We start from the raw sequence: 24670 nt of genomic DNA on the forward strand, positions 1-24670 counted from the left end.
AGCAGCGACCCGACGACCGGCGCACCGACCTGGAGCCGAGGTGACTGGACTCCCCGTGTACGAGCCCACCCTGCCGGCCCCCGTCCGGCCGTGGTCCCCGGCGCCGCAGCTGCCGGCCACGGCCCCGGTGGCCGGCAGCGAGCACGACCGGGTGCGCTTCCTCGCCGAGGTCACCGAGTCCCTGGCCGAGTTGCTCGACACCGGCGAGGCGGCCGACCGGCTGGCCCGGCTGGTGGTGCCGCGGCTGGCCGACTGGGCGACGGTCACGGTGCTCGCCGGCGACGGCGCCCCGGGCCGGTCGGCCCGCGCCCACCGCGACCCCGCACGCCTCGACGACGTCGACACCTACCTCGCCGGCCGGGTGACCGCCCCGCGCGACCAGGCCGCGCTCGCCACCGCCCTGCGGTCCGGGGAGCCGGTGCACCTCAGCGGCGTCGACCCCGGCGTGGGCCCGGAGTCGCTGCCCGAGGGACCGGTGCGCGCGGCGTGGGAGCGACTGGCGCCCGCCTCGAGCCTGCTCGTGCCGCTGCAGGCCCGCGGCTCGGCCTTCGGGGTGCTGTCCCTGGTCCGCTGCGGGGACCGGCCGCGGCACACCGAGGCCGAGGTCGCCCTCGCGATGGAGACGGCCCGCCGCGGCGCCCTCGCCCTGGACAACACCCGGCGCTACGGCCGGCAGCTGCGGGTGGCCGAGACGCTGCAGCACAGCCTGCTCACCCCGCCGCCGCAGCCCGAGGGGCTCGAGATCGCCGTCCGCTACCGGCCGGCCGGGTCGCAGGCGCTGGTCGGGGGCGACTGGTACGACGCCGTCGCCCAGCCCGACGGCGCGACGCTGCTGGTCATCGGCGACGTCACCGGGCACGGCGTCGAGGCCGCCGCGGCCATGGCCCAGCTGCGCAGCGCCGTCCGCACGCTGGCCTACGACTCCCCCGACAGCCCGGCGCGGACGCTGGACCGGGTCGACCGGGTGCTGACCGGCCTGCACCGGGGGACCCTCGCCACCGCGCTGGTCGCCCGCCTGGAGCTCCCCGACGGCGACGGCGCCCGCACCCTGCGCTGGTCGTCGGCCGGGCACCTGCCGCCCCTGCTGGTCTCTCCCGAGCGCGAGGTGCGGGTGCTCACCTCCCGCGCGGAGCGGCTGCTCGGCGTCCAGGAGCCCGCGCCCCGCACCGACCACGAGGTCACCGTGCGCCCCGGGGAGACGGTGCTGCTCGTCACCGACGGGCTGGTCGAGGTCGGGCGGCGGGACATCGACTCCGGGCTCGACCGGCTCACCGACGCGCTGCGCGGCCTGGCCCGGCTCCCGGCCGACGCCCTGTGCGACCGCCTGCTGACCCGCGTGGTGCCCGAGCGCACCGACGACGACCTCGCCGTGCTCGCCGTCCGCGTCCTGCCGACCTGACCCGACTCCTGCACGGCGGGCGGGTCAGGTCCAGAAGGCGCGGACCTCCTCGGCGACCCGCTCGGCCTGCGCGCGGCCGGCCCGGGCGGCGGGCCCGCGCGTGGCCGGGTCGAGCGGGTTGGTGCCGAACGCGGCCAGCGCGGCGTCGTCGGCGAGCACCAGGTGCGCCTGGCCCTCGCGGCGCAGCGTGGCCAGCTCCTCGTCCAGCGAGGGGCCCAGGAGGCCGCCGACGCCGCCCACCGGCGCCACCACCAGCACCCGGTCGCACCCCGCGGCCAGGTCGGCGTTGGTGGGGGTGCGCAGGCCGCCGTCCATGAACCGCCGGTCGCCGATGGTGATCGGCGGGTACACGCCGGGCACCGCGCACGAGGCGGCGACGGCGTCGAGCAACGGGACGCCGGTGTCGCGGTCGATGGCCAGGAACTCCCCGTCGGCGGTGTCGATCGCGGTGACCACCAGGCGCGCCGCGGGCCACTCCGGCGCGCCGATCCGCCCGCCGATGACCGCCCGCCGCTCCGACTCGGGCATGGTCCGGGCCCGCAGCGCGAGCGCGCCGATCCGCGCCCTGGCGTCCTGCTCGCCGGTCGCGCCGGCGAGCACCTCGGCGAGCGTGGCGGAGAAGGCCGCGCCGTCGAAGTCCACGGCCCGCTCGGTCGCCGGCACCGGGCCGAGCTGGGCGGTGTGGGCCTGCTCGAGGTCGGCGCCGGTGCGCAGCAGCGTGCCGACGATCGAGCCGGCCGAGGTGCCGACCACCAGGTCGGCGTCGCGGACGTCGACCCCGGCCGCGGCCAACCCGGACAGCAGCCCGAGCTCCCAGCCGATGCCGGCGATCCCGCCGCCGCCGAGGACGAGCGCTCGGCTCACCGCCGGACTCCGGGACGCCGTCCTCGGGCCGACTCGGCCAGGTCGCTGCGCACGGGACCAGTCTGGGTCCTCGGCCGCCGGGGCGCCGGTCACGGCCGCGTCCCGGGCGGGCGGGGGCGTGCACGCGAGGTGGGCCCTAGGGTCGGCGCAGTGGGGGACGGCGCCCGAGCGGGGGGAGCGCGATGAGCACGGGGGCGGAGCGGCTGCGCGCAGGAGCCCGCCGGGCGTGGGCGGAGCTGCGGCCGGTGCTCGCGGCCGAGGCGGTGGCGGCGCTGGGCGAGGCGGAGAGCGACGCGTTCCTCGCCCGCGCCGACCTGGCGCTCTACGACGTCCACGAGCCGCTGGCCATCCTCTACGGCGACGCGGCCGACGCGCTGTTCGCGCGCGGGCTGCGCGCCGCGCTGGCCGCGGCGGCGGAGCGGCCGGCACCGCTGCGGCGGATCGACCGGCGCCGCGAGATCGACCCCGCCTGGTTCCAGCGGTCCCGCACGCAGGGCTACGTCTGCTACGTCGACCGGTTCTGCGGCACCCTCGACCGGCTGCCCGGCCGGCTCGACCACCTCGCCGGGCTCGGCACCACCTACCTGCACCTCATGCCGCTGCTCCGGCCCCGGGAGGGCGAGAACGACGGTGGGTACGCGGTGGCCGACTACCGGGCCGTCGACCCGCGGCTGGGCACCATGGCCGACCTCGAGGCGGTGGCCGCCGCGCTGCACGAACGCGAGATGGTCCTGTGCATCGACCTCGTGCTCAACCACACCGCCCGCGAGCACCCGTGGGCGCGGGGCTGGCTGGCCGGCGATCCCTCCTACGCCGGCTTCTACACCGCCTTCCCCGACCGCACGATGCCCGACGCCTACGACGCGACCATCCCCGAGGTGTTCCCCGACCGGGCGCCGGGCTCGTTCAGTTGGGTGCCCGAGGCGCGGGGCGGGGCCGGTGGCTGGGTGTGGACGACGTTCTGGCCCTACCAGTGGGACCTCGACTACACCAACCCCGAGGTCACCCTGGCGGTGCTCGGCGAGATCACCTGGCTGGCCAACCGCGGCGTCGACGTCTTCCGGATGGACGCCGTGCCGTTCATGTGGAAGCGGCTGGGCACCAGCTGCCAGAACCAGCCCGAGGGGCACAGCCTGCTGCAGCTGCTGCACGCACTCACCCGGCTGGCCGCGCCCGGCGTCGTCTTCAAGGCCGAGGCGATCGTCTCCCCCGACGACCTGGTGGCCTACCTCGGCGGCCACGACCGGTACCGGCCCGAGTGCGAGCTGGCCTACCACAACTCGCTGATGGTGCTGCTGTGGAGCAGCCTGGCCACCCAGGACGTGCGGCTGGCCCGCCAGGCGCTGCGCCGGATGCGGCCCATCCCGCCGGCCGCCAGCTGGTGCACCTACGTCCGCGGCCACGACGACATCGGCTGGGCGGTCACCGACGAGGACGCCGCCGCCGTCGGGCTCGACGGCTTCGGCCACCGCCGCTTCCTCAACGACTTCTACGCCGGCCGCTTCGCGGGCTCCTTCGCCCGCGGCGCGCTGTTCCAGGAGAACGAGGCCACCGGCGACGCGCGGGTCTCCGGGTCGACGGCCTCGCTGTGCGGCATCGAGGACGCCCTCGACCGCGACGACCCGGTCGCGCTGGACGCCGGGGTGCGCCGGCTGCTGCTGCTCTACTCGATCGTCTACGCCTTCGGCGGCATCCCGCTGCTCTACTCGGGCGACGAGCTCGCGCTGCGCAACGACGCGTCCTACCTCGAGGACCCCGCGCTGGCCCCGGACAACCGCTGGATGCACCGCCCACCGATGGACTGGGCCGCCGCGGCCCGCGCCACCGACCCCGCGACGCTCGAGGGCCGGGTGTGCACCGGGATCCGCCGGCTCGGCGAGGTGCGCCGGTCGCTGCTGGCGCTGCGCGGCGGGGTGGAGTCGGCCGTGGTCGACACCGGCAGCGACGCGGTCCTGGTGTGGCGGCGCAAGCACCCGCGCAGCGGCGCCTTCGTCGGGCTGGCCAACGTCTCCCCGCAGCCGCAGGAGGTCGACGCGGACACCGTCACCGGGTTCGGCACCTTCGCGTGGGTGCACGGCAGCGACGGGCCGCTCGGCGTCCGCGACGGCCGGCTCACCGTCCCGGGGCTGGGCTTCGCCTGGTTCGCGGAGCCGTGAGCAGAGCCGTGAGCGGTGCCGACGCGTCACCCGAGGAGGAACTCCGCGACCAGCGGCGCCAGGACCTCCGGGGGGACGACGTGACCGTGCCCCTCGAGGACGCGGAGACGGCCCGCGGGGAGGAGGTCCGCCAGCCGCCCGGCCACCTCCCGCATGAAGGGAGGGCTCTGGCCGCCGACCACCACGAGGCCGGGCCGCGCCGCCCGGGCCGCGACGTCCTCGGGCACCGCGCCGCCGGTCTCGGCGGACCCGAGCACGGCCATGTCGTAGGCCAGCGTCGGTGCGATCGCGACCAGGTCCGCCCACCGCGGCGTCGACCGCATCGCGTCGACCACCTCGCCGGGCATCCCGGTGCCGCGGCACCACCGGTCCACCGCCTCGTCCGGCTGCCCGGCGGCCAGCAGGTCGCGGACGCTGACCGCGAAGGTGCGCGCCTCCTCGCGGAACGCCGGGTCGTCGGGGGCGAAGGGCGGGTCGTGGAGGACGAACCCGTCCACCGCCAGGCCCTCGGCGACGGCGCGGAGGACGAGGGCGGCGCCGGAGGAGTGCCCGTAGAGGGAGGCGTGGCCGCCGACCGCGTCGACCAGCGCGGCGAGGTCCTCGATCTCCCGGTCGACCGCGTACGGGAGCGTGTCCCCGCTGTCGCCGCGGCCCCGCCGGTCGTGGTCCACGGTCGTGAAGTGGTCGCCGAGGGCCCGTGCCGTCGGCCGCATCAGGGCGCGGTCGCAGGTCGCGCCGCAGACCGTGACCAGCGGCGGCCCGGAGCCGAAGACCTCGTAGGCGATGGTCGTGCCGTCCGCGGAGGTGACCGTCTGGTACGTCATGCGGGGTGGACCGGCGGGCGGCGCTCCACTCATCGGCGACACACGCGACCGGCGACACACGCAGGAGGACACGTGGCACGGATGGACCTGAGGGTGCGGCTGCTCGGCCGGGCGCTGCGCCGGCTGTCGGTCGCGACGATGGACGACGAGCAGCTGCGCCGCGCCCAGGAGCAGCGCATCGGCCACAACCCGGTCACCGACCTGCTGCTGGGCGACGTCGCCCGAGGCGTGCGCCTGACCGACGGGACGGCGCGCGGCGAGGTCGGCCCGGTGCCGATCCGCACCTACCGGCCGGTGGCCGCGGGCGGCCCGCTGCCGCTGGTCGTGAACTTCCACGGCGGCGGCTGGACGCTGGGCAACCTGGACTCCGCGGACTGGCTGTGCAGCAACGTCGCGGCGACCGTCGGCGCCGTCGTCGTCTCGGTGGACTACCGCCTCGCCCCCGGGCACCGCTGGCCGGCCGCGGCCGAGGACTGCTACGCGGCGCTGGCCGACGTCGTCGGACGGGCCGGCGAGCTCGGCGCCGACCCCGCGCGGGTGGCGGTGATGGGCGACAGCGCAGGCGGCAACCTGGCCGCCGCCGTCAGCCTCATGGCCCGCGACCGGTCGGGGCCGCGCATCGCCCACCAGGGGCTGGTGTACCCGTCGGTCGACCTCACGATGAGCAGCCCGTCGCTCGACGAGAACGCCTCGGCGCCGATCCTGACCAGGGCCGACTGCCTGGTGTTCCGCGACCACTACCTGGACGGCCAGGACCCGACGCAGCCGTACGCCTCGCCGCTGTTCGCCCCCGACCACTCCGGCCTGCCGCCGGCCCTGGTGCAGACCGCCGAGCACGACCCGATCCGCGACGACGGCCGGCGCTACGCCGAGGTGCTGCGCGCAGTCGGCGTGCCGGTGCGGCTGACCGAGTACGTCGGCATGCCGCACGGGTTCCTCGCCTTCCCGCGGCTGTGCCGGTCGGCGCCGCAGGCGCTGGCCGAGCTGTGCGCGGAGCAGGCGGCCGCGCTGGCCTGAGGCGCAGCGGCGATCCACCCGCACGGGGCATGCTCCGCACCGCCTCCCGTGCCGATGCAGGAGGTGAACCCACTCCACAGGAGGAGACCCGATGCCCCGGTCGGCCCTCGCGCTCCCGCGCGCGGCGGCGCTCGTCCTCACCGTCTGCGCGGCCGGGGTGCTGGCCACGACGGTCCTGCCGCCGTCCGCGGCGGCGCTCGTGTCGGACCTCACGCAGGCCGGCGCGGCCGCGGCGGCCGCCGCGGCCACGGCCCGGTACGCCCTGCGGGCCCGGGGCCGCCGGCTGCGGGTCGCATGGGGGCTGCTGTCCGGCGCGTGCCTGTCCTGGTTCGCCGGCCAGTCCTGGTGGCTGCTCCTGGCCGCCCGGGGCGAGGCGCCGTTCCCCTCGCTGGCCGACGTCGGCTTCCTCGGCTTCTGTCTCCTCTCGGTGCCGGCCCTGGCCCTCCACCCGGCCGGCGGCGGGCGCACCGGCCGCTGGCAGCGGGTCCTCGACGCGGTCATGACCTCCGGCGCGGTCGGCCTGGTGAGCTGGCAGACCGCCCTGGGCGCCGTCCTGCGCGACGACACCGGCCACGACGTCGCGGCCCGGCTGCTGCTGGCCGCCTACCCCGTCTCCGACGTCCTGCTCGTGGTGATGGCGGTCCTGCTGATCACCAGGACGCCCGGGAACCGGTCCGCGCTGAACCTGGTGGCGCTGGGGGTCACGGCCCTCGCCGTCGCCGACAGCGCCTTCGCCTACCTGGCCGCCACCAGCGCCTACGACGGGGGCACCGCCGACGCCGGCTGGACCGCCGGGTTCGCCCTGCTGGCGGTCGCGGGGCTCTGCCGTCCACCCCGGCCGACCGTGCAGGACGACGCCACCCCGCGCCCTGCCGGGCGCTCCGGGACGGCGGCCTCCCTGCTCCCCTACGTGCCGGTGACGGTGGCCCTGACCACCGACCTCGGGCTCACGTTCACCGGGGGTGCCCCGACGCCGGGCGAGACGGTCGTCGTCGCCGTCGTGATGGCCGCGCTCATGGGCCGCCAGTACATGACGGTGCGCGAGAACGTCCGCCTCGCCGACGACCTGGCCGCCCGCGAGGCCCAGCTGCGCCACCTGGCCTTCCACGACTCCCTGACCGGCCTGGCCAACCGGGCGCTGTTCCTCGACCGGCTCGACCACGCGCTGGCGCTGCACGCCCGCGACCTCCGCCCGGTCGCCGTCGTCTTCCTCGACCTCGACGACTTCAAGGAGGTCAACGACACGCACGGCCACGCCGCCGGGGACGACCTGCTGGTGCAGGTGGCCGGGCGGCTGACCGGGGCGGTGCGCGGCGGGGACACCGTCGCCCGACTCGGCGGCGACGAGTTCGCCGTCCTGCTCGAGGACGGCGGCGACCCGCAGGAGGCGGCCGGACGGCTGGCCGGCGCGGTGCGGGAGCCGTTCCCGGTCGCGGGCCGGCTGCGGGCGGTCGGGGCGAGCACCGGCGTCGTGGGGCTCGCGCCCGAGGACCCCCCGGTCGGCGCCGACGAGCTCATGGCGAGGGCCGACGCGGCCATGTACGCCGCCAAGCGAGGCGGCGGGAACCGGGTCGTGCAGGACGGCGCCGTCACTCGGTGAGGACCGCGGCGAGGGCGGCAGCGACGTCGGAGTGGCCGCGGACCAGCCGGACCTGACCGCGGCCGAACCGGGCCAGGTCGCGGCCGAGCTCGACGTCCTCCTCCCCCGAGACGTCGAGCAGCACGTCGAGGCGCGGCAGCCGCGCGGCGGTGCGCCGCCCGACGATGCCGCGCTCGGCCGTGGCGTCCTGGTAGCCGACGGCCAGCCGGACCAGCCGGTCGGTGACCGAGCTCGACAGCCGGGTCGGCTCCCCGGTCGCACGGTGCAGGCCGGGCTCCCCGTCCGCCCGGGACGCTCGTGACCCTGCACGTGGTTCTGCAACCGCACGGCCGGGTCCCCGGGGTCGGTCGCCCGCCGTTGGCCCGGCTGACAGGGTGGGGAGGTGACAGACGTCGAGCAGGCCTCCGGGCGCCGGACCCCGGCCGTCAACGACTACCGGGGCCACGGCATCCACGCCGCCCCGGGCGTGCACGAGTACGCGCTGGAGCTGGTGCGGGCGGCGCTGCCCGACGGCGGGCGGGTGCTGGAGGTCGGCTCCGGCTGCGGCGCCCTGGCCCTGCGCCTGCGCGACGCGGGCTTCGACGTCGTCCCCACCGACCTCGACCCGCCGCACGAGTGGATCGCCCGGCTCGACCTCGACGCGCCCGAGTGGACCGACGAGACCCGCGGGCCCTTCGACCTCGTCGTCTGCGTCGAGACGCTCGAGCACGTGGAGAACCCCCGGCAGGTGCTGCGCTCGATCCGCGCCCTGCTGCGGCCCGGTGACCGGCTGCTGGTGAGCACGCCGGACGTCACCCACCCGCACTCCCGGCTGCTCACGCTGCTGCGGGGCGCGCCCTACGTCTTCGGCCCGCGGCACTACCACGCGCCGGGGCACATCACGCTGCTGCCCGACTGGATGCTCACCGAGCACGTGCGGCTGGCGGGGTTCGACGACGTCCGGCTCACCGGCGGCGGCGACGCCTTCTACCGGGGGCCGCTGCGCGTGGCCTACCGGGTGGAGATGGCGGCGCTGTGGCTGCTGGGCATCCGCGCCCGGCGTCCGCGCTCCGGCGACGGCATCTGCACCTTCCTCACCGCCACCGCCGTCTGAGCCGGCGGCCTCGGCCGGCGGGTTCAGCCGGTCGCCACGCCGGCGCGACCGCGGCCGCCCCGCTTGGCGGCGTAGAGCGCGGCGTCCGCGGCGGCGTAGAGGGCCCGCAGCTCCGTGGCGTGGCTCGGGGCGTGCGCGACACCGACGCTGACCGACAGGGCCAGCAGCGTGCCGTCGGCCAGCGGCAGCGGGGTGGCGCGGACGGCGTCCACCAGCTCCTGCGCCCGCTCGGCGGCCACCGCGGCGGAGCACCCCGGCAGCAGGACGGCCAGCTCGTCGCCCCCGAGCCGGCTGATGACGGCGTCGGCTGCGCGGACGTGGCGCCGCAGCACCCCGGCGAGGTGGACCAGCGCGTCGTCGCCGACCGGGTGGCCGTGGGCGTCGTTGATCGACTTGAACGAGTCCACGTCGAGGATCACGAGCGCCGAGCCCTCGCGGGCCGCCGCCGCCGACAGCGCGCCGACCAGCGCCTCGTCGAGGACCCGGCGGGTGACCAGCCCGGTCAGGCCGTCGACCGCGGCCAGGTGCCGCAGCTCGGCCACCAGCCGCTCGATCCGCCCCATCACCAGGACGAGCAGCACGGTGGTGAGCCCCAGGACCGCGGCCACGAACAGCGCGTCGACCAGGGCCTCGGCGACCGGCTCGGCGGCCAGCAGGGCGGAGACGTCGAAGCCGACCGCGAGGGCGGTGACCAGCCCGGCGGCCACCGCCCGCATCTGCGAGGCGGCGAAGAGGACCGGCAGCCCGAGCAGCAGGTGGGCGACGTCGAGCTGGTCGGGGAAGACGTGCGCGAGCACCCCGATCGTGACCACGGCGGCCACCGGCAGCAGCAGCCACACCCCCGCGCGGGTCGTCGTCGCGAGCGGGACCAGGGACGGCAGGGTCGAGCAGACGAGCAGCACGACGAGTCCCACCCACGACAGGGAGCGGGCGGAGTCGGGCATCGGCACCGGCTCCACCAGCAGGTAGACGGCGAGCAGGAGGGCACCGACCAGGAACAGCGCGCTCGAGGCGCGCGCGGCGAACGCCTCGTCGCGGGGTTCGCACAGCCGGTGCAGGTCCATGCCCTCCCATCGGCGCGCTGACCTGCGCGGACCACCCCCGCCCCACCCGGTCGGGTGAGGCGGGGCGGTGCGGCTCAGGCCGGCTGGACGCCGAAGGTGCGGGCCAGCCGCTCGATCTTGCGGGCGCGGGCCAGCCGGGGCTTGTCGCTGCCGTCGCGGATGACCTGCCCGCGGGCCTCGAAGTCGGCGAGGAAGTCCTGGGCCCAGGCGACGTCGGACGGCGCCGGGCTGATGATCTCGTTGATCACCGGCGCCTGGTCGGGGTCGAGGCAGAGCTTGCCGGTGAGGCCGAGGGACACCGTGACCGCGCTCTGCTCGCGGAGCACCGGGAGGCTGGCGCTCACCGTCGGGCCGTCGATCGGGCCGGGCAGCCCGCCGATGCGGCTGGCCACGACCAGCCGGGAGCGCGGGTAGGCCATCGCCAGGTCGTCGGCGCCGGTGCCGGTGTCGCGGCGGTAGTCGCCGCTGCCGAAGGCGAGCCGGAACGTGCCGCGGGCGCGGGCGATGTCGACGGACTCCTCGATGCCCAGCGCCGACTCGACCAGCGCGAGGACCGGCGTCGCCCCACCGAGGCGGTCGAAGGTCTCGGTGACGTGCTCGGCGGCCTCGGCCTTGGCCAGCATCACGCCGAGCAGCCCGGGCACGCCGGCCAGGGCCGCGACGTCGTCCTCCCAGAACGGCGTCGCGTGGTCGTTGATGCGCACCCACGCCGACCGGTCGCCGTCGGAGAGCCACTGCACCACCCCGGCGCGGGCCTCGTCCTTGCGCGCGGGGTCGACGGCGTCCTCGATGTCGAGCACCACCTGGTCGGCGCGCGACCCGTGCGCCGGGTCGAACAGCTCGGGGCGTGCGCCGTTGACCAGCAACCACGAACGGGCGTCGTCGGGACCGACTCTGCTGCGTGCCATCACGCGTCCATCCTCCCGGCCGACGGCGCCGCGGCCGGGAGGGGGTCACGTCGTGGCCGTCACAGCTCCCCGCCCCGCGGCGCCGGCCCGGAGGGCAGGCCGCGCCGACGACCGCGGCGCCGCGGGTCGGCCCTCAGTCGGCCCTCAGTCGGCCAGGCGCTGGGTCAGCCAGTCGTGGAAGGCGCCGATGTGGTGCTCGGAGGGGACGAGGACCCCGCCGTCGGCGTAGGCCCGCGAGGACATGGCCGGCTGGGTGCGCTCGCAGGCGGCGAAGTCCTGCTCGTTGACCCGGTGGAACAGCTCGACCGACCGCGACACGTCCCGGCCGGACTCGACCACCTCGCGGGTGTAGAGCCAGTCGCACTCGACCACGGTCCGGTCGGCCGACAGCGGGTACATGCGGTGGAAGATCACGTGGTCGGGCACCAGGTTGACGAACACCGTCGGCTTGACCGTGATGGCGTAGTAGCGCCGGTCCTGGTCCTCCTCGACGCCCGGGAGCCTGTCGAAGCCCTCGCTGCCGTCGACGGTGAAGCCGCGCACGTCCTCGCCGAACTCCGCGCCGTGGCCCACGAAGTACTGCGCGGCGTAGCCGTCGGCGAACTCCGGGAGCACCTCGGTGAGCTCCGGGTGGATCGTCGCGCAGTGGTAGCACTCCATGAAGTTCTCGACGATCAGCTTCCAGTTGGCCTTCACGTCGTAGGTGATCCGCCGCCCGACCGACAGCCGGTCGAGCTCGTAGCGCTCGATGGACTCCAGGTCACCGAGCCGCTCGGCGATCGCGCCCTGCACGTCGTCCTCGAACGACGGCGGCTCGTCGGCCAGGCACACCCAGGCGTAGCCCAGCCACTCCCGCAGGTGCACCGGGACCAGGCCGTACCGGTCGCGGTCGACGTCGGGCATCTTGGTCAGGTTGGGTGCGGCGACGAGCTTGCCCGACAGGTCGTAGGTCCAGGCGTGGTACGGGCACTGCAGGGCCCGCCTGACCTGGCCGGAGTCCTCGGTGCAGATCTGCGCGCCGCGGTGCCGGCAGATGTTGAGGAACGCCCGCAGCTGCCCGTCGCGGCCGCGGACGACCAGGACGCTCTCCCGGCCGACCTGGACCTTGCGGAACGCCCCGGGCGCCGGGAGGTCGGCCGAGCGCACCGCGCAGGCCCACATGGTCTCGAAGACCCGCGTCTGCTCGAGGGAGAAGACGGCCGGATCGGTGTAGTACTGCCCGGGCAGCGTGCGGATGAGGCTGGCGGGCAGGTCGGTCGCGGTCATGCGGCACCTCGGGCGTGGCATCGGGCGCCCCTGCGGCAGGACGCCGGCGGTCGGACAGTGCGGTGCGGTGCGGTGCGTTGGCGTGCGGGGTGGACCTCACCGCCCCCCGGCAGGCCGGCGAGCAGGTGTGTTGCAGATTACGACGAGCGTTGCGCTGTGCACAACGGCCCGCCGGGCGTGTCCGCCGGTCAGCCGAAGAAGCCGAGCCGCCGGCTCAGCTCGTCGGCCGCCGCGACGACCCGCGGCCCCAGCTCCTCGAGGTGCTCCGGGGAGAGCCGGTAGGAGGGCCCCGACACGCTGACCGCCGCGATCACCTGGCCGTCGGGGTCGCGCACCGGGGCGGCGACCGCGTTGAGGCCGATCTCCAGCTCCTCCACGCTGACGGCCCACCCGCGGAGCTCGATCTCCGACAGCTCCCGCTCGAGGACGTCGGGGTCGGTGACCGTTCCCTCCGTGTAGCGCTCCAGCGGGCCGGCCAGCACCTCCTTGCGCACCGGCACGGGCGCGTACGCGAGCAGCACCTTGCCGCTGGAGGTGGCGTGCAGCGGCGTCCCGCGCCCCACCCAGTTGTGCGTGCTGATCGTCGCCCCGCCGCGCACCTGGGTGACGTCGACCGCCCGGCCGCCGTCGAGGATGGCCACGTTGACCGTCTCACCGGCGTCGGCGGCCAGCTCCTCACAGGCCCGGCGCCCCTCCTGGGCGAGGTCGAGCTGGGCGACGGTGGCACCGGCCAGTCGGACGATGCCGAAGCCCAGGCGGTACTTGCCGCGGTCGGCCAGCTGCTCCACGAGGCCCCGCCCCTCCAGGACGGCGACCAGCCGCGACGCGGTGGACTTGTGCACACCGAGCTCGGCGGCGATCTCGGTGACCCCCGCCTCGCCGCGCCGCGCGAGGATCTCCAGGACCTCGAGCGCCCGGTCGACGGACTGGACCAGGGCCGCCGGCCCGCGCTCCCCACTGGGGACCTGCTCGACACTCACTCCCCCAGCGTAGAGACAGCGGTCACAACGGATCCGTTTCTTGACGTTGTTCCGCTTCCTTGTCAGGCTGTTCCGTCAGAAGAGCGACGTTGCGCCTTCCGCAACCACGGAGGTCCGATGATCCCGGTCTGCCCCACGAGTGCCCTCCCGCCGGGAGAGGCCGTCCGCGTGAGCGCCGACGTGACGGACGACGTGGCGATCGCCGTCTTCAACGCCGACGGCGAGTTCTTCGCGATCGACGACACCTGCACGCACCAGGACGCCTCCCTCGCCGACGGCTGGCTGGAGGGCTGCACCGTCGAGTGCCCGCTGCACGCCTCGTGCTTCGACCTGCGGACCGGGCAGCCGTCGGGTCCCCCGGCCAAGACCCCCGTGCGCACGCACGCGGTGTCGGTCGTCGACGGGGTGGTGCACGTGACCCTCAGTCCCGCCGAGGAGGGCGCGGCGTGACCGCGACGATCGCCGTCGTCGGGGCGTCGCTGGCGGGCCTGTCGGCCGCCCGGGCGCTGCGTGCCCGGTCCTTCGACGGGCGCCTGGTCGTCATCGGCGACGAGCCGCACGCCCCCTACGACCGCCCGCCGCTGTCCAAGGACCTGCTGGCGGGCACCAGCACGCTCGAGGACGTCGCCCTGGGCACCGCCGCCGACGAGGCGCTCGACCTCGAGTGGCGGCTGGGCACCGCCGCGGTCGGCCTGGACCCCTCCACCCGCTCGGTCCGGCTGTCCGACGGCAGCGAGGTCCGGGCCGACGGCGTCGTCCTCGCCACCGGCGCCCGCGCCCGGCGGCTGCCCGGCACCGAGAGGCTGGCCGGCGTGCACGTGCTGCGCACCCTGGACGACGCGCTGGCGCTGCGCGCGGACCTGCGCGCCGGCCGCTCCCTGGTCGTGATCGGCGCCGGCTTCATCGGCGCCGAGGTGGCCTCCACCGCCCGGGGCCTGGGCCTGGACGTCACCGTCGTCGAGGCGCTGCCGGTCCCGCTCGCCGGGCCCCTGGGCGCCGAGATGGGCGCGGTGTGCGCGGGGCTGCACGCCGACCACGGCACCCGCCTGCTGACCGGGACCGGCGTGGCGCGCCTCGTCGGCGCGCCGCGGGTCGGGGCCGTCGAGCTCGCCGACGGGCGCCGGCTGCCCGCCGACGTCGTCGTCGTCGGCATCGGGGCCGTCCCGAACGTCGAGTGGCTGGCCGGCTCCGGCGTCCCCCTGGCCGACGGCGTGCTCACCGACGCCCGCGGCGCGACCGGGCTCCCGGGGGTCGTCGCCGTCGGCGACTGCGCGGCGACCTGGTCGGCCGAGGCCGGCCGCGCGGTGCGCAGCGAGCACTGGACGCACGCCCTGGAGCAGCCGGCGACCGCCGTGGCCGCCCTGCTGGGCGACGAGCCGTCGGGGCCGGCGCCGGTGCCCTACTTCTGGTCGGAGCAGTACGGCTCGCGCATCCAGTTCGCCGGCAGCCGCCGCGACGGTGACGCCGTCCGCGTGCTCGAGGGGGACCCCGCCGAGCGCAGCTTCCTGGCCGTCTACGAGCGCGAGGGCCGCCCGGTCGCCGTCCTCGGGGTGGACCAGCCCCGGCTATTCACCCGGTGGCGGCGGCAGCTGCGCGCCGCCGAGCCCGCCGTCCCCTGACCCGCCGGGGACGCCGTCCGCCGGACCGCTCCCCACCCAGGCCACCCGACCCGAGCGACCGCGCCGAGGAGCAGGACATGTCCGACCAGCAGTACGACTTCGTCATCGTCGGCGGGGGGTCCGCGGGCAGCGCGCTGGGCAACCGGCTCAGCGCCGACCCGGGCAACCGCGTGCTGGTCCTCGAGGCCGGGCGCAAGGACTCCCGGTGGGACGTCTTCGTGCACATGCCCGCGGCGCTGACCTACCCGATCGGAAGCCGGTTCTACGACTGGAAGTACGAGACCGAGCCCGAGCCGTGGATGGGCGGCCGGAGGGTCTACCACGCCCGCGGGAAGATCCTCGGCGGCTCCAGCAGCATCAACGGGATGATCTGGCAGCGGGGCAACCCCATGGACTACGAGCGCTGGGGCGCCGACGAGGGCATGGGCAGCTGGGACTTCGCCCACTGCCTGCCCTACTTCAAGCGCCTGGAGAACTGTCTGGCCGCCGCTCCCGACGACCCGTTCCACGGGCACGACGGCCCGCTGGTGCTCGAGCGCGGCCCCGCCACCAACCCGCTGTTCGGCGCCTTCCTCGCCGCCGCGCAGGAGGCCGGGTACGCGCTCACCGACGACGTGAACGGCTACCGGCAGGAGGGCTTCGGGCCCTTCGACCGCAACGTGCACCGCGGCCGCCGGCTCAGCGCCGCCCGCGCCTACCTGCACCCGGTGATGGACCGGCCCAACCTCACGGTCGAGACCCGTGCCTTCGTCACGAAGATCCTGTTCGAGGGCGAGCGCGCCGTCGGCGTCCAGTACCGGCACGGCCGCGGCCCGCTGAGGACGGTGCACGCCGGTGAGGTCGTGCTCTCCGGCGGCGCGATCAACACCCCGCAGCTGCTGCAGCTCTCCGGGGTGGGCAACGGCTCGGAGCTGCGTGCCCTCGGCATCGACGTCGTGGCCGACCTGCCGGGTGTGGGCGAGAACCTGCAGGACCACCTCGAGGTCTACATCCAGCACGCAGCCAAGCAGCCGGTGTCCATCGCGCCGGGGATGAAGTGGTGGCGCAAGCCGGGGATCGGCGCCCAGTGGCTGTTCCTGCGCAAGGGCCTGGGGGCCACCAACCACTTCGAGGCCGGCGGCTTCGCACGCAGCAACGACGACGTCGCCTACCCCAACCTGATGTTCCACTTCCTGCCGATCGCGGTGCGCTACGACGGGTCGATGCCGGCCGGCGAGCACGGCTACCAGGTGCACATCGGGCCGATGTACTCCGACGCCCGCGGCACCCTGAAGATCAGGAGCACCGACCCGCGGGTCCAGCCGGCGATGCGGTTCAACTACCTGTCCACCGAGCAGGACCGGCGCGAGTGGGTCGAGGCCGTGCAGGTGGCCCGGAAGATCTTCGCCCAGCCCGCGTTCGCGCCCTACAGCGCCGGGGAGATCTCCCCCGGGCCGGAGATCGAGACCCCCGAGCAGATCCTCAGCTGGGTCGCCCGGGACGCCGAGACCGCACTGCACCCGTCGTGCACGGCGAAGATGGGCACCGACCCGCTGTCGGTGGTGGACCCGACCACCATGGGGGTGCACGGGCTGGAGGGGCTGCGGGTCGCCGACGCCTCGGCGATGCCCTACGTCACCAACGGCAACATCTACGCCCCGGTGATGATGCTGGCCGAGAAGGCCGCCGACCTGATCCTGGGCAACACCCCGCTGGCCCCCGAGCACGTCGAGTTCTACCGGCACCGGCCGGCCGCGGCCCCGCAGGCCGCCGGCCAGGCCTGAAGGAGGAGCAGTGCCCTACGAGGTGAGGGGCGTCGTCGCCCGCGGCAAGGGTGCACCGGTCACCGTGGAGACGATCGTGGTGCCCGACCCGGGTCCGGGTGAGGCGGTGGTGGACGTGGCCGCGTGCGGGGTGTGCCACACCGACCTGCACTACCGGCAGGGCGGCATCAACGACGAGTTCCCGTTCCTGCTCGGCCACGAGGCCGCCGGCACCGTCGCCGCCGTGGGCGAGGGCGTCACCGACGTCGCCGTGGGGGACTTCGTGGTGCTCAACTGGCGGGCGGTGTGCGGGCAGTGCCGGGCGTGTGCCAAGGGGCAGCTGCAGTACTGCTTCGACACCCACAACGCCGCCCAGCAGATGACGCTGGCCGACGGCACCGCGCTGAGCCCGGCGCTGGGCATCGGGGCGTTCGCGGAGAAGACGCTGGTGCACTCCGGCCAGTGCACCAAGGTCGACCCGGCCACCCCGGCCACCGCCGCGGGACTGCTGGGCTGTGGGGTGATGGCCGGGGTGGGGGCGGCGATCCACACCGGCGGGGTGCAGCGCGGGGAGTCGGTGGCGGTGTTCGGCTGCGGCGGGGTGGGGGATGCCGCGATCGCCGGGGCGGCGCTGGCCGGGGCGACGACGATCGTGGCCGTCGACGTCGACGACCGCAAGCTGGCGTGGGCGCGGCAGTTCGGCGCCACGCACACCGTCAACTCCCGGGACACCGACGCGGTGGAGGCGATCAGGGGCTTCACGGGCGGGTTCGGAGTGGACGTGGCGATCGACGCGGTGGGCCGTCCGGAGGTGTTCACCCAGGCCTTCTACGCCCGTGACCTGGCCGGCCGGGTGGTGCTGGTCGGGGTGCCGACGCCGGAGATGCAGCTGACGCTGCCGATGATCGAGCTGTTCGGCCGGGGTGGGGCGCTCAAGTCCTCCTGGTACGGCGACTGTCTGCCCTCCCGGGACTTCCCGCTGCTGGCCGACCTGTCCCGGCAGGGCCGCTTCCCGCTGGCCGACTTCGTCTCCGAGACCATCGGCCTGGACGACGTGGAGAAGGCCTTCGACAAGATGCACGCCGGCGAGGTCCTGCGCTCCGTCGTCGTCCTCTGACGCGGCGCCGGGCCGGCTCGCGGAGCCGCCGTCCCCGGGCCGCACCGCCGTCCCCGGACGAGTCCGGGACCATGCCGGGATGGTCCTGGAGCACGCCCTGCTGTCGGTCCGGCCCGGCCGGGAGGCCGCCTTCGAGGCGGCCTTCGCCGAGGCCGAGCCGATCATCGCGAGCACGCCCGGCTTCGGCGGGCTGACGCTGTCCCGGCGCCTGGAGCGCCCCGGCACCTACCTGCTGCTGGTCACCTGGGCGACGCTGGAGGACCACACCGTCGGCTTCCGCGGCTCGGCCGGCTACCGCGAGTGGAGCCGGCTGCTGCACCCCTTCTACGACCCGTTCCCGACGGTCGAGCACTTCCGGCACGTGCGCGGCACGCCGTCCCCGGCCACCGACGGGTGACCGGGGACGGCGCACCGGCTCACTCGTCGAAGACCAGCGAGGGCGTGTCGACCCGCAGGGTCTGGCCGCGGAAGAACTCCGGGTGCCGCACCCGCCAGGCCAGCATGAGCACGGCGCCGAGCAGCAGCAGCCCGATCCCGATGACGAAGACGCTGCCGATCCCGAACACCGACGAGCCGCTGCCGTAGGCGGGGTCGAGGGTGTCGACCGCCGTCTGTACGAACACCGCGGTGAGCATGAGCGCCCCCACGAGGGGGAACAGGCCCTTGAACACCAGGTCCCGCGCACTGCGGAAGAGCTCGTGCCGGAAGTACCAGACGCAGGCGTAGGCGGTCAGTCCGTAATAGAAGCAGATCATCAGGCCGAGCGCGTAGATCGTGTCGATGAGGACGTTCTCGCTGATCAGCGTCATGCCGACGTAGAACACCGCGGTGCCGACCCCGGCCACCAGCGTGGCGGTCGACGGGGTGAGGAACCGCGGGTGCACCTCGGCCAGGCGGCGCGGCATCGCGCCGTAGGTGCCCATCGCCAGCAGCGTGCGGGTGGGCGGCAGGAACGTCGTCTGCAGGGACGACGCGGAGCTGGCGACGACGGCGAGGAACAGCAGGAACGCCAGGCCCGGGCCCATGACGGGGCCGGCCAGCGCGGCGAACACGTTGTCCTCGGTCTCGGGGTTGCCCAGGCCGGTGCCCTCGGTGCCGACGCCGGCGTACATCTGCACGGCGATCGCGGTGACGAGGTAGGTGACGATGATGACGACCATGGTGAGCAGCGCCGCCCGGCCCGGCGTGCGGGCGCTGCCCGCGGTCTCCTCGTTGACCGTCAGGCAGGTGTCCCAGCCCCAGTAGATGAAGATCGACAGCGACAGGCCGGCGGTGAAGGCGCTGAACGAGGTGATCGCCGTCGGGTCGAGCCACGACAGCTCGAAGGGGATGCTGCCGGGCGCGGACCCGGCCTTGACGAACGCCAGGACGGCGAAGAGCGCGAGCACGACCATCTGGAAGCCGACGAGGACGTACTGCAGCCGCTTGGTGACCTCGACGCCGCGGTAGGTGATCCACGTGGCGAGCGCGACGAAGGCGACGCAGGTCGCGACGTTGACCAGCTTGTCGTCGCCGAGCGTGGCCACCGACTCCGAGCCGGTGATCTCACCGAGCAGCAGGTAGAAGAAGGAGACGGCGACGCCGGCGAGGTTGGACAGCACGATGATCGTGGCGAGCAGCGCACCCCAGCCGCACAGCCAGCCGACGTAGGGGTTGAACGCCTTGGTCGTCCAGGTGAACGACGTCCCGCAGTCCGGCGCCACCCGGTTGAGCTCCCGGTAGGCGTAGGCCACCAGCAGCATCGGCAGGAACCCGGCGAGGAAGACCGCCGGCATCTGCAGGCCGACCTCGGTCACCGTCGGGCCCAGCGTGGCCGTCAGCGCGTACACCGGCGCGATGCTCGAGACCCCGAGCACCACGCTGGCCAGCAGGCCGACGGAGTTGCCCGCCAGCCCCTTGGTCCGCAGATCGGTCTGCTGCCCGGTTCCCCGGTCCTGTCCCACCGCCATGCGGCCCTCCTCTCGTCGCACCGCCGTCAGCGGCCCGTCGTCGGCTCGGCAGGTGTGCCGGGCCTCACAGGGGAACAGCAGGCCACTCCCCCGCCCCGCGGGGAAGTCGCCGACCTGTACACCCGGCACCGGACCCGTCGACAGTCCGGCGTGGCCGCCCTGCACGGATCCGAGCGCCAGCAGCGTGCACGACGACTGTTTCGCGGGTGTTTCCTGCGCCGGAGGGACTTTTCCGTCGGCGATCCCGAGGTCGGGGAGACCCCACCGGTTCAGCCGCCGGACACCGGGAGCCGGGCGTGCATCCCGGCCAGCAAGGCGTCCAGACCCAGGTCGAAGGCTGGACCGGCCGACCGCCGGGGCGCACCGCATCGAGCACATCGAGACGCGGCCGAGCGCGCTCATCGGGGCCGTCGTGCGCCAAGGCGTCGTCGCCGGCATGCAGCCGACCCACTGCACCCACTTCACCCGCGCCGACCACACCGACAACTGGTCCACCCGGCTCGGCCCGGAACGGGCCGGCCGCGCCTGGCGCTGCCGGGACCTGCGCGACGCCGGCGTGCCCCTGGTGCTGGGCTCGGACTGGCCGGTGGCGCCCTTCGACCCCCGGCGGGTCCTCGCCGACGCGCAGCTGCGCCGTCCCGCGGGCGAGCCCGACGTCGCCCCCGTGCAGCCGCACCAGGGACTGACGCCGCTGACGGCCCTGGAGGGGTACACCACGCAGGCCGCGTGGGCGGCCGGCGAGGCAGCGTGCTCGGGGCGCATCGCCCCGGGGATGCGGGCGGACCTCACGGCCTTCGCCGTCGACCCCCTGCAGGCGCCGCCCGACGAGCTGGCCGACGCCCCCGTCGTGCTCACCACGGTGGGTGGCAGCGTCGTCCACCGGGCCGCCACGGTCGGCGGCTGACCGCGCGCTGCACCGCTGTCGGGCCTTGGCGGCACGGTAATCGTCGTATAGCCTGTCTCCAACCACGGATTCCGTCGTCTCCAGGGCTCACCGCCCCGACCCGTTCCGATCGGACCCCGCCATGACCCGCTACGGCGCCCAGTTCGGGCCCGACATCACCTTCCTCGGTGTCGACCGCTGCGACCTCGAGGACCCGGCCTCCTTCGCCGGCGCCGACGTCGTCGTGCTCGGCGCGCCCTTCGACGGCGGCACCTCGCACCGCCCGGGCACCCGCTTCGGCCCGCAGGCGATCCGCATGACCGACTACCTGCCGCACGACGGGTCGCGGCCGAGCCTGGCGCTGCGCACCGACGGGCTGCGCGACCTGCGCGTGCTCGACGCCGGCGACGTCGAGATGTACTCCGGCGACATCGTGACGGCGCTGCCCGCGCTGGAGGCCGCCGTCGAGACGGTGGCCCGCTCCGGCGCGATCCCGGTCGTGCTCGGCGGGGACCACTCGATCGCCTTCGCCGACGCCAAGGGCGTGGCCAACGTGCTCGGCCACGGCCGGGTGTCGATGATCCACTTCGACGCGCACGCCGACACCGGCGACATCGAGTTCGGCTCGCTGTGGGGCCACGGCCAGCCGATGCGGCGGCTCATCGAGTCCGAGGCGCTGCGCGGCGACCGGTTCCTGCAGGTGGGCCTGCGCGGCTACTGGCCGCCGCCGGAGACGCTGGACTGGATGGCCGCGCAGCGGATGCGGTCCTACGAGATGACCGAGATCGGCCACCGCGGGCTGGACGCCTGCCTCACCGAGGCCGCGGGGATCGCCACCGACGAGTGCGACGGCGTGTTCCTCTCCGTCGACATCGACGTCTGCGATCCCGGGCACGCGCCGGGCACCGGGACGCCGGAGCCGGGCGGGCTGACGGCCCGCCAGCTGCTCGACGCCGTCCGCCGGCTGTGCCTGGAGCTGCCCGTGGTCGGCATCGACGTCGTCGAGGTCAGCCCGCCCTACGACCACGCCGACATCACCGCGGCGCTGGCCAACCGCGTCGTCCTCGAGGCGCTCTCGGCGCTGGCCCGCCGCCGGCGCGACGCCCGCGACGGCACCCGCTGGGACCCCGCCCTCCCCCTGCTCGCGAACCGCCCCGACACCCAGGAGGACCCGTCATGACCGAGCTCGCGACGTCCTGCTCCGCCTCCGGCTCGGCCGGCACGCGCGCGGCCGCCGGCACCCCGCACCCGCTCGACCCGCTGACCCCCGAGGAGTTCCGCGCCGCCGCGGCCGTCCTGCGGCGGGACAGGGGGGTCGACGAGCGCTGGCGGTTCGCCTCCATCGAGCTGCGCGAGCCGGCCAAGGACGTCGTCCGCGCCTTCGCCCCCGGCGACCCGATCCGCCGCGAGGCCCGGGTCACGGTGTGGAGCCGCGACGAGGGCACGCCGTACAAGGCGGTCGTCTCGCTCACCGACGACGCCGTCGTCTCCTGGGAGGCGGTGCCCGGCCAGCAGGCGAACATGACCCTCGACGAGTGGCACGAGGCCCACGAGGTGCTCATCCAGCACCCGGACGTGGTCGCGGCGCTGGCGAAGCGCGGCATCACCGACCTCGACCTGGTGCTCATCGACACCTGGGCCTACGGCCACTCGCTCATCCCCCAGGGCCTGCAGGACCGCCGGGTCGGCTGGACCGACGTGTGGCGCCGCTCGACGCCGAACGGCAACCCGTACGCCAACCCCGTGATGGGCCTGCACTTCGTCGTCGACCTCAACACCATGGAGCTGCTGCAGGTCGAGGACACCGCGCCGCCGCAGCAGCCCGACGGCATGGGCGAGTACCTGCCGGCGCTGGTGCCGGGGCTGCAGCAGCGCACAGACGTCCGCCCGCTGGAGATCACCCAGCCCGACGGCGTCTCGTTCGAGCTCGACGGGCACGAGCTGCGCTGGCAGAAGTGGTCGATGCGGCTGGGCTTCAACCACCGCGAGGGCCTGGTGATCCACCGGGTCTCCTACGACGGCCGGCCGGTGGCGCACCGGATGTCGTTCGCCGAGATGGTCGTGCCCTACCGCGACCCCAGTCCCGACCACCACCGGCGCACCGCCTTCGACATCGGCGAGTGGGGCCTGGGCTTCATGACCACCTCGCTCAAGCTCGGGTGCGACTGCCTCGGCGACATCACCTACGTCGACGCCGTCCTGCACGACACCCGCGGCGAGCCGTACACGATCGAGAACGCGATCTGCCTGCACGAGGAGGACGACGGCGTGCTGTGGAAGCACGTCGACGAGCAGGCCGGGGCCGAGGTGCGGCGCTCGCGGCGGATGGTCGTCTCGTTCCACGCGACGGTGGCCAACTACGAGTACCTGACCTACTGGCGCTTCTACCAGGACGGCACGATCCAGTGCGAGGTGCGGGCCACCGGGATCATGGTGACGAGCGCCTACGAGGACACCCCGCCGGCCTACGGCACGGTCGTCGACGAGCGCACCTACGCCCCGATCCACCAGCACTTCGTCGTCGCGCGGCTGGACATGGAGGTCGACGGCCCGGACAACACCGTCGTCGTCACCGAGAGCGAGGCGCTGCCGGTGTCCGACGACAACCCCTACGGCCTCGCCGTGGTGACGAGGAGCCGGCCGGTGGAGCGCGAGTCGCAGGCGCGGCTGGACGTCGACTTCGCGACCCAGCGGTCGTTCAAGGTGGTCAACCGGACCAGGCCAAACCGGCTGGGGACCGCACCCGGCTACAAGCTGTACCCGAACTCGGCGATCCCGTCCCTGGCCGACCCGAGCGCGCCGTTCCGGCAGCGGGCGCAGGTCATCGACCACCCGGTGTGGGTGAGCCGGTTCGACGAGGAGGAGCGCTGGCCCTCGGGCGAGTTCTGCAACCAGAGCCGCCGCGACGAGGGGCTGCCGCAGTGGCAGCAGGCCGACCGCCCGCTCGTCGACACCGACGTGGTGCTGTGGCACGTGTTCGGCATCCACCACGTGCCGCGGCCGGAGGACTGGCCGGTCATGCCGGTCGACGTGTTCTCCTTCGAGCTCAAGCCGGTGGGCTTCTTCGACCGCAACCCGGCCCTCGACGTGCCGCCGGCCCCGGGCTCGTGCCACTAGAAGGACCCCCCTGCCCCCCGCCACTCGCAGGCTCGCGGTGGGCACCTGCAGCGGGGCCGAGACAGGCGGCCCACCAGCCGCTCGGCGCGGCGGCCCTGCCGCGGTTCCTCGCGCACAGCGCGGCGGGGGCCGCGGCGGGCTGCGCCGCCGTGCACGGCCTGGCGCTGCTCGCCGCGCCGCACGCCGGGATGGCCCTGCTGTCGGCAGCCTGCCTGCTGTGCGCAGCGCACCTGTGGCGGCGGCCGGGCCGGGCGGCGTGGGCGGCGCACGTCGTCCTGACGACGGCGATGCTGCTCGCCCACCCACCGGTGCTCACCGCGCACGTGCACTCCACCGCGACCGACCTCGCCGCGTGGGCCGGTCCGGTCGCGGGCCTGCTCGCGGTCGTCGCACTGCTGCTGGCCGCGGTGCGGGGAGCACGCGCGCTGTCCGTACCACGACCGCGGTGTCGGTGGAGCGAACGGCCGGGCGCGTCGAGCCTGCTGCCGCCGCAGGGGGCATCCCTGCCGTGACCGACTCGGTCGAGGACCGCGGCGCCCCTTACGAGCCGACCGCAGTCGCGCTGGGCGAGGTCACCACGTGACGACGCCGTGACGACACGGTGACGCCACATCGTTCCCATGGGTTCGACATCTCCTCGTCCGGTGGGACCACCGGACGAGCCGCAGACGGGAGCGGAGTTCGCCATGACCCACGGGCTCGTCATGAAGGTCCCGGCATCGACCGAGTTCTACGACGCCTTGCACACCGAAGTGGGGCGGCGCAGCACCGGCAGGGCCGACGGTCTGCTGCTGCACGTGGGCCGAGCGACGGACGACGGCTTCGAGGTGTTCGAGATCTGGGAGTCCAAGGACGAGTGCGACCGCTTCTTCGCCGAGGTCGTCTGGCCGGCGATGGACACCGTGTCGGGCGAACGAGCTCGGCGGGGTGAACCGGTGCTGGTGGAATTCGAGCCACGTGGCCTGATCATCCCCAGCGCGGCGATCGCCGTCTGAGGGAGGACTCCGGTCGGGCACCACCGGCCGGAAGGGGCGAAGGTCTCGGGGCACGAGGCCCGCCGCCGGCTCATCGG

Annotated in this window: 23 protein-coding genes; 15 read left to right on the top strand and 8 right to left on the bottom strand. The window is 75.0% G+C overall.

Annotated elements, in window-relative coordinates; translation table 11 throughout:
* Positions 1 to 55: 55 nt before the first annotated feature.
* Positions 56 to 1399: a PP2C family protein-serine/threonine phosphatase gene (locus ACU616_RS00820; RefSeq protein ID WP_446756592.1), complete on the top strand. Its 1344-nt coding sequence runs from the start codon at positions 56 to 58 to the stop codon at positions 1397 to 1399.
* A 24-nt stretch (positions 1400 to 1423) separates the two neighbouring features.
* On the opposite strand, the gene ACU616_RS00825 is transcribed toward ACU616_RS00820, so the two are convergent.
* On the bottom strand, positions 1424 to 2263 hold the full coding sequence (locus ACU616_RS00825) for a patatin-like phospholipase family protein (protein ID WP_446756593.1): 840 nt from the start codon (positions 2261 to 2263) through the stop codon (positions 1424 to 1426).
* A gap of 182 nt (positions 2264 to 2445) precedes the next feature.
* On the opposite strand from ACU616_RS00825, the gene ACU616_RS00830 reads away from it, so the two are divergent.
* Positions 2446 to 4419: an alpha-amylase family protein gene (locus tag ACU616_RS00830; protein WP_446756594.1), complete on the top strand. Its 1974-nt coding sequence runs from the start codon at positions 2446 to 2448 to the stop codon at positions 4417 to 4419.
* A gap of 26 nt (positions 4420 to 4445) precedes the next feature.
* Here the strand turns inward: ACU616_RS00830 and ACU616_RS00835 are convergent, their stop codons facing one another.
* The gene (locus tag ACU616_RS00835) at positions 4446 to 5243 is read right to left on the bottom strand and encodes an alpha/beta fold hydrolase (RefSeq protein WP_446756595.1); all 798 of its coding nucleotides are present in this window, start codon (positions 5241 to 5243) and stop codon (positions 4446 to 4448) included.
* 81 nt (positions 5244 to 5324) lie between these two features.
* On the opposite strand from ACU616_RS00835, the gene ACU616_RS00840 reads away from it, so the two are divergent.
* On the top strand, positions 5325 to 6260 hold the full coding sequence (locus ACU616_RS00840; protein WP_446761441.1) for an alpha/beta hydrolase: 936 nt from the start codon (positions 5325 to 5327) through the stop codon (positions 6258 to 6260).
* 91 nt (positions 6261 to 6351) lie between these two features.
* Complete coding sequence (locus tag ACU616_RS00845; protein WP_446756596.1) at positions 6352 to 7860, top strand: diguanylate cyclase domain-containing protein; 1509 nt, start codon at positions 6352 to 6354, stop codon at positions 7858 to 7860.
* On the opposite strand, the gene ACU616_RS00850 is transcribed toward ACU616_RS00845, so the two are convergent.
* Positions 7850 to 7984 carry a hypothetical protein gene (locus ACU616_RS00850; RefSeq protein WP_446756597.1) on the bottom strand — a complete coding sequence of 45 codons (135 nt, stop codon included), beginning with the start codon at positions 7982 to 7984 and terminating at the stop codon, positions 7850 to 7852. The two genes, ACU616_RS00845 and ACU616_RS00850, sit on opposite strands and share 11 nt — an antisense overlap.
* Before the next feature lie 258 nt (positions 7985 to 8242).
* Here ACU616_RS00850 and ACU616_RS00855 point away from each other — a divergent pair, with 258 nt between their 5' ends.
* The gene (locus ACU616_RS00855) at positions 8243 to 8953 is read left to right on the top strand and encodes a class I SAM-dependent methyltransferase (RefSeq protein ID WP_446756598.1); all 711 of its coding nucleotides are present in this window, start codon (positions 8243 to 8245) and stop codon (positions 8951 to 8953) included.
* Positions 8954 to 8976: 23 nt separating this feature from the next.
* Here ACU616_RS00855 and ACU616_RS00860 read toward each other — a convergent pair whose 3' ends face one another.
* The 4 genes from ACU616_RS00860 to ACU616_RS00875 all read right to left on the bottom strand — a co-directional run bounded on the left by ACU616_RS00860 (position 8977) and on the right by ACU616_RS00875 (position 13171).
* Positions 8977 to 10017, bottom strand: a complete 1041-nt coding sequence (locus ACU616_RS00860; protein WP_446756599.1) for a GGDEF domain-containing protein — start codon at positions 10015 to 10017, stop codon at positions 8977 to 8979.
* A 74-nt stretch (positions 10018 to 10091) separates the two neighbouring features.
* Complete coding sequence (locus ACU616_RS00865) at positions 10092 to 10925, bottom strand: HpcH/HpaI aldolase/citrate lyase family protein (protein WP_446756600.1); 834 nt, start codon at positions 10923 to 10925, stop codon at positions 10092 to 10094.
* A gap of 144 nt (positions 10926 to 11069) precedes the next feature.
* Positions 11070 to 12191, bottom strand: a complete 1122-nt coding sequence (locus ACU616_RS00870) for an aromatic ring-hydroxylating oxygenase subunit alpha (RefSeq protein WP_446756601.1) — start codon at positions 12189 to 12191, stop codon at positions 11070 to 11072.
* Positions 12192 to 12379: 188 nt separating this feature from the next.
* Positions 12380 to 13171: an IclR family transcriptional regulator gene (locus ACU616_RS00875; protein ID WP_446756602.1), complete on the bottom strand. Its 792-nt coding sequence runs from the start codon at positions 13169 to 13171 to the stop codon at positions 12380 to 12382.
* Positions 13172 to 13288: 117 nt separating this feature from the next.
* Between ACU616_RS00875 and ACU616_RS00880 the strand changes: the two genes are divergently transcribed.
* From ACU616_RS00880 to ACU616_RS00900, 5 genes are all read left to right on the top strand, one after another.
* Positions 13289 to 13621, top strand: a complete 333-nt coding sequence (locus tag ACU616_RS00880) for a bifunctional 3-phenylpropionate/cinnamic acid dioxygenase ferredoxin subunit (protein ID WP_446756603.1) — start codon at positions 13289 to 13291, stop codon at positions 13619 to 13621.
* Positions 13618 to 14790 carry an NAD(P)/FAD-dependent oxidoreductase gene (locus tag ACU616_RS00885; protein WP_446756604.1) on the top strand — a complete coding sequence of 391 codons (1173 nt, stop codon included), beginning with the start codon at positions 13618 to 13620 and terminating at the stop codon, positions 14788 to 14790. The genes ACU616_RS00880 and ACU616_RS00885 overlap by 4 nt, the downstream gene beginning before the upstream one ends.
* 77 nt (positions 14791 to 14867) lie before the next feature.
* Complete coding sequence (gene betA / locus ACU616_RS00890; RefSeq protein WP_446756605.1) at positions 14868 to 16553, top strand: choline dehydrogenase; 1686 nt, start codon at positions 14868 to 14870, stop codon at positions 16551 to 16553.
* 10 nt (positions 16554 to 16563) lie between these two features.
* Positions 16564 to 17649, top strand: a complete 1086-nt coding sequence (locus tag ACU616_RS00895; protein ID WP_446756606.1) for an S-(hydroxymethyl)mycothiol dehydrogenase — start codon at positions 16564 to 16566, stop codon at positions 17647 to 17649.
* Positions 17650 to 17728: 79 nt separating this feature from the next.
* Positions 17729 to 18046: an antibiotic biosynthesis monooxygenase family protein gene (locus tag ACU616_RS00900; RefSeq protein ID WP_446756607.1), complete on the top strand. Its 318-nt coding sequence runs from the start codon at positions 17729 to 17731 to the stop codon at positions 18044 to 18046.
* A gap of 19 nt (positions 18047 to 18065) precedes the next feature.
* Here ACU616_RS00900 and ACU616_RS00905 read toward each other — a convergent pair whose 3' ends face one another.
* On the bottom strand, positions 18066 to 19598 hold the full coding sequence (locus tag ACU616_RS00905) for an APC family permease (protein WP_446756608.1): 1533 nt from the start codon (positions 19596 to 19598) through the stop codon (positions 18066 to 18068).
* Here ACU616_RS00905 and ACU616_RS00910 point away from each other — a divergent pair.
* The 5 genes from ACU616_RS00910 (at position 19597) to ACU616_RS00930 (ending at position 24593) form a co-directional block, all read left to right on the top strand.
* Positions 19597 to 20502, top strand: a complete 906-nt coding sequence (locus tag ACU616_RS00910) for an amidohydrolase family protein (RefSeq protein WP_446756609.1) — start codon at positions 19597 to 19599, stop codon at positions 20500 to 20502. The two genes, ACU616_RS00905 and ACU616_RS00910, sit on opposite strands and share 2 nt — an antisense overlap.
* Positions 20503 to 20623: 121 nt before the next feature.
* On the top strand, positions 20624 to 21661 hold the full coding sequence (locus ACU616_RS00915; protein ID WP_446756610.1) for an agmatinase family protein: 1038 nt from the start codon (positions 20624 to 20626) through the stop codon (positions 21659 to 21661).
* On the top strand, positions 21658 to 23598 hold the full coding sequence (locus ACU616_RS00920) for a primary-amine oxidase (protein ID WP_446756611.1): 1941 nt from the start codon (positions 21658 to 21660) through the stop codon (positions 23596 to 23598). The genes ACU616_RS00915 and ACU616_RS00920 overlap by 4 nt, the downstream gene beginning before the upstream one ends.
* Before the next feature lie 149 nt (positions 23599 to 23747).
* The gene (locus ACU616_RS00925) at positions 23748 to 24110 is read left to right on the top strand and encodes a hypothetical protein (protein WP_446756612.1); all 363 of its coding nucleotides are present in this window, start codon (positions 23748 to 23750) and stop codon (positions 24108 to 24110) included.
* Positions 24111 to 24284: 174 nt separating this feature from the next.
* On the top strand, positions 24285 to 24593 hold the full coding sequence (locus ACU616_RS00930; protein WP_446756613.1) for a hypothetical protein: 309 nt from the start codon (positions 24285 to 24287) through the stop codon (positions 24591 to 24593).
* The last annotated feature ends 77 nt before the right edge of the window (positions 24594 to 24670 follow it).

Source organism: Geodermatophilus sp. URMC 62 (genome assembly GCF_052931475.1).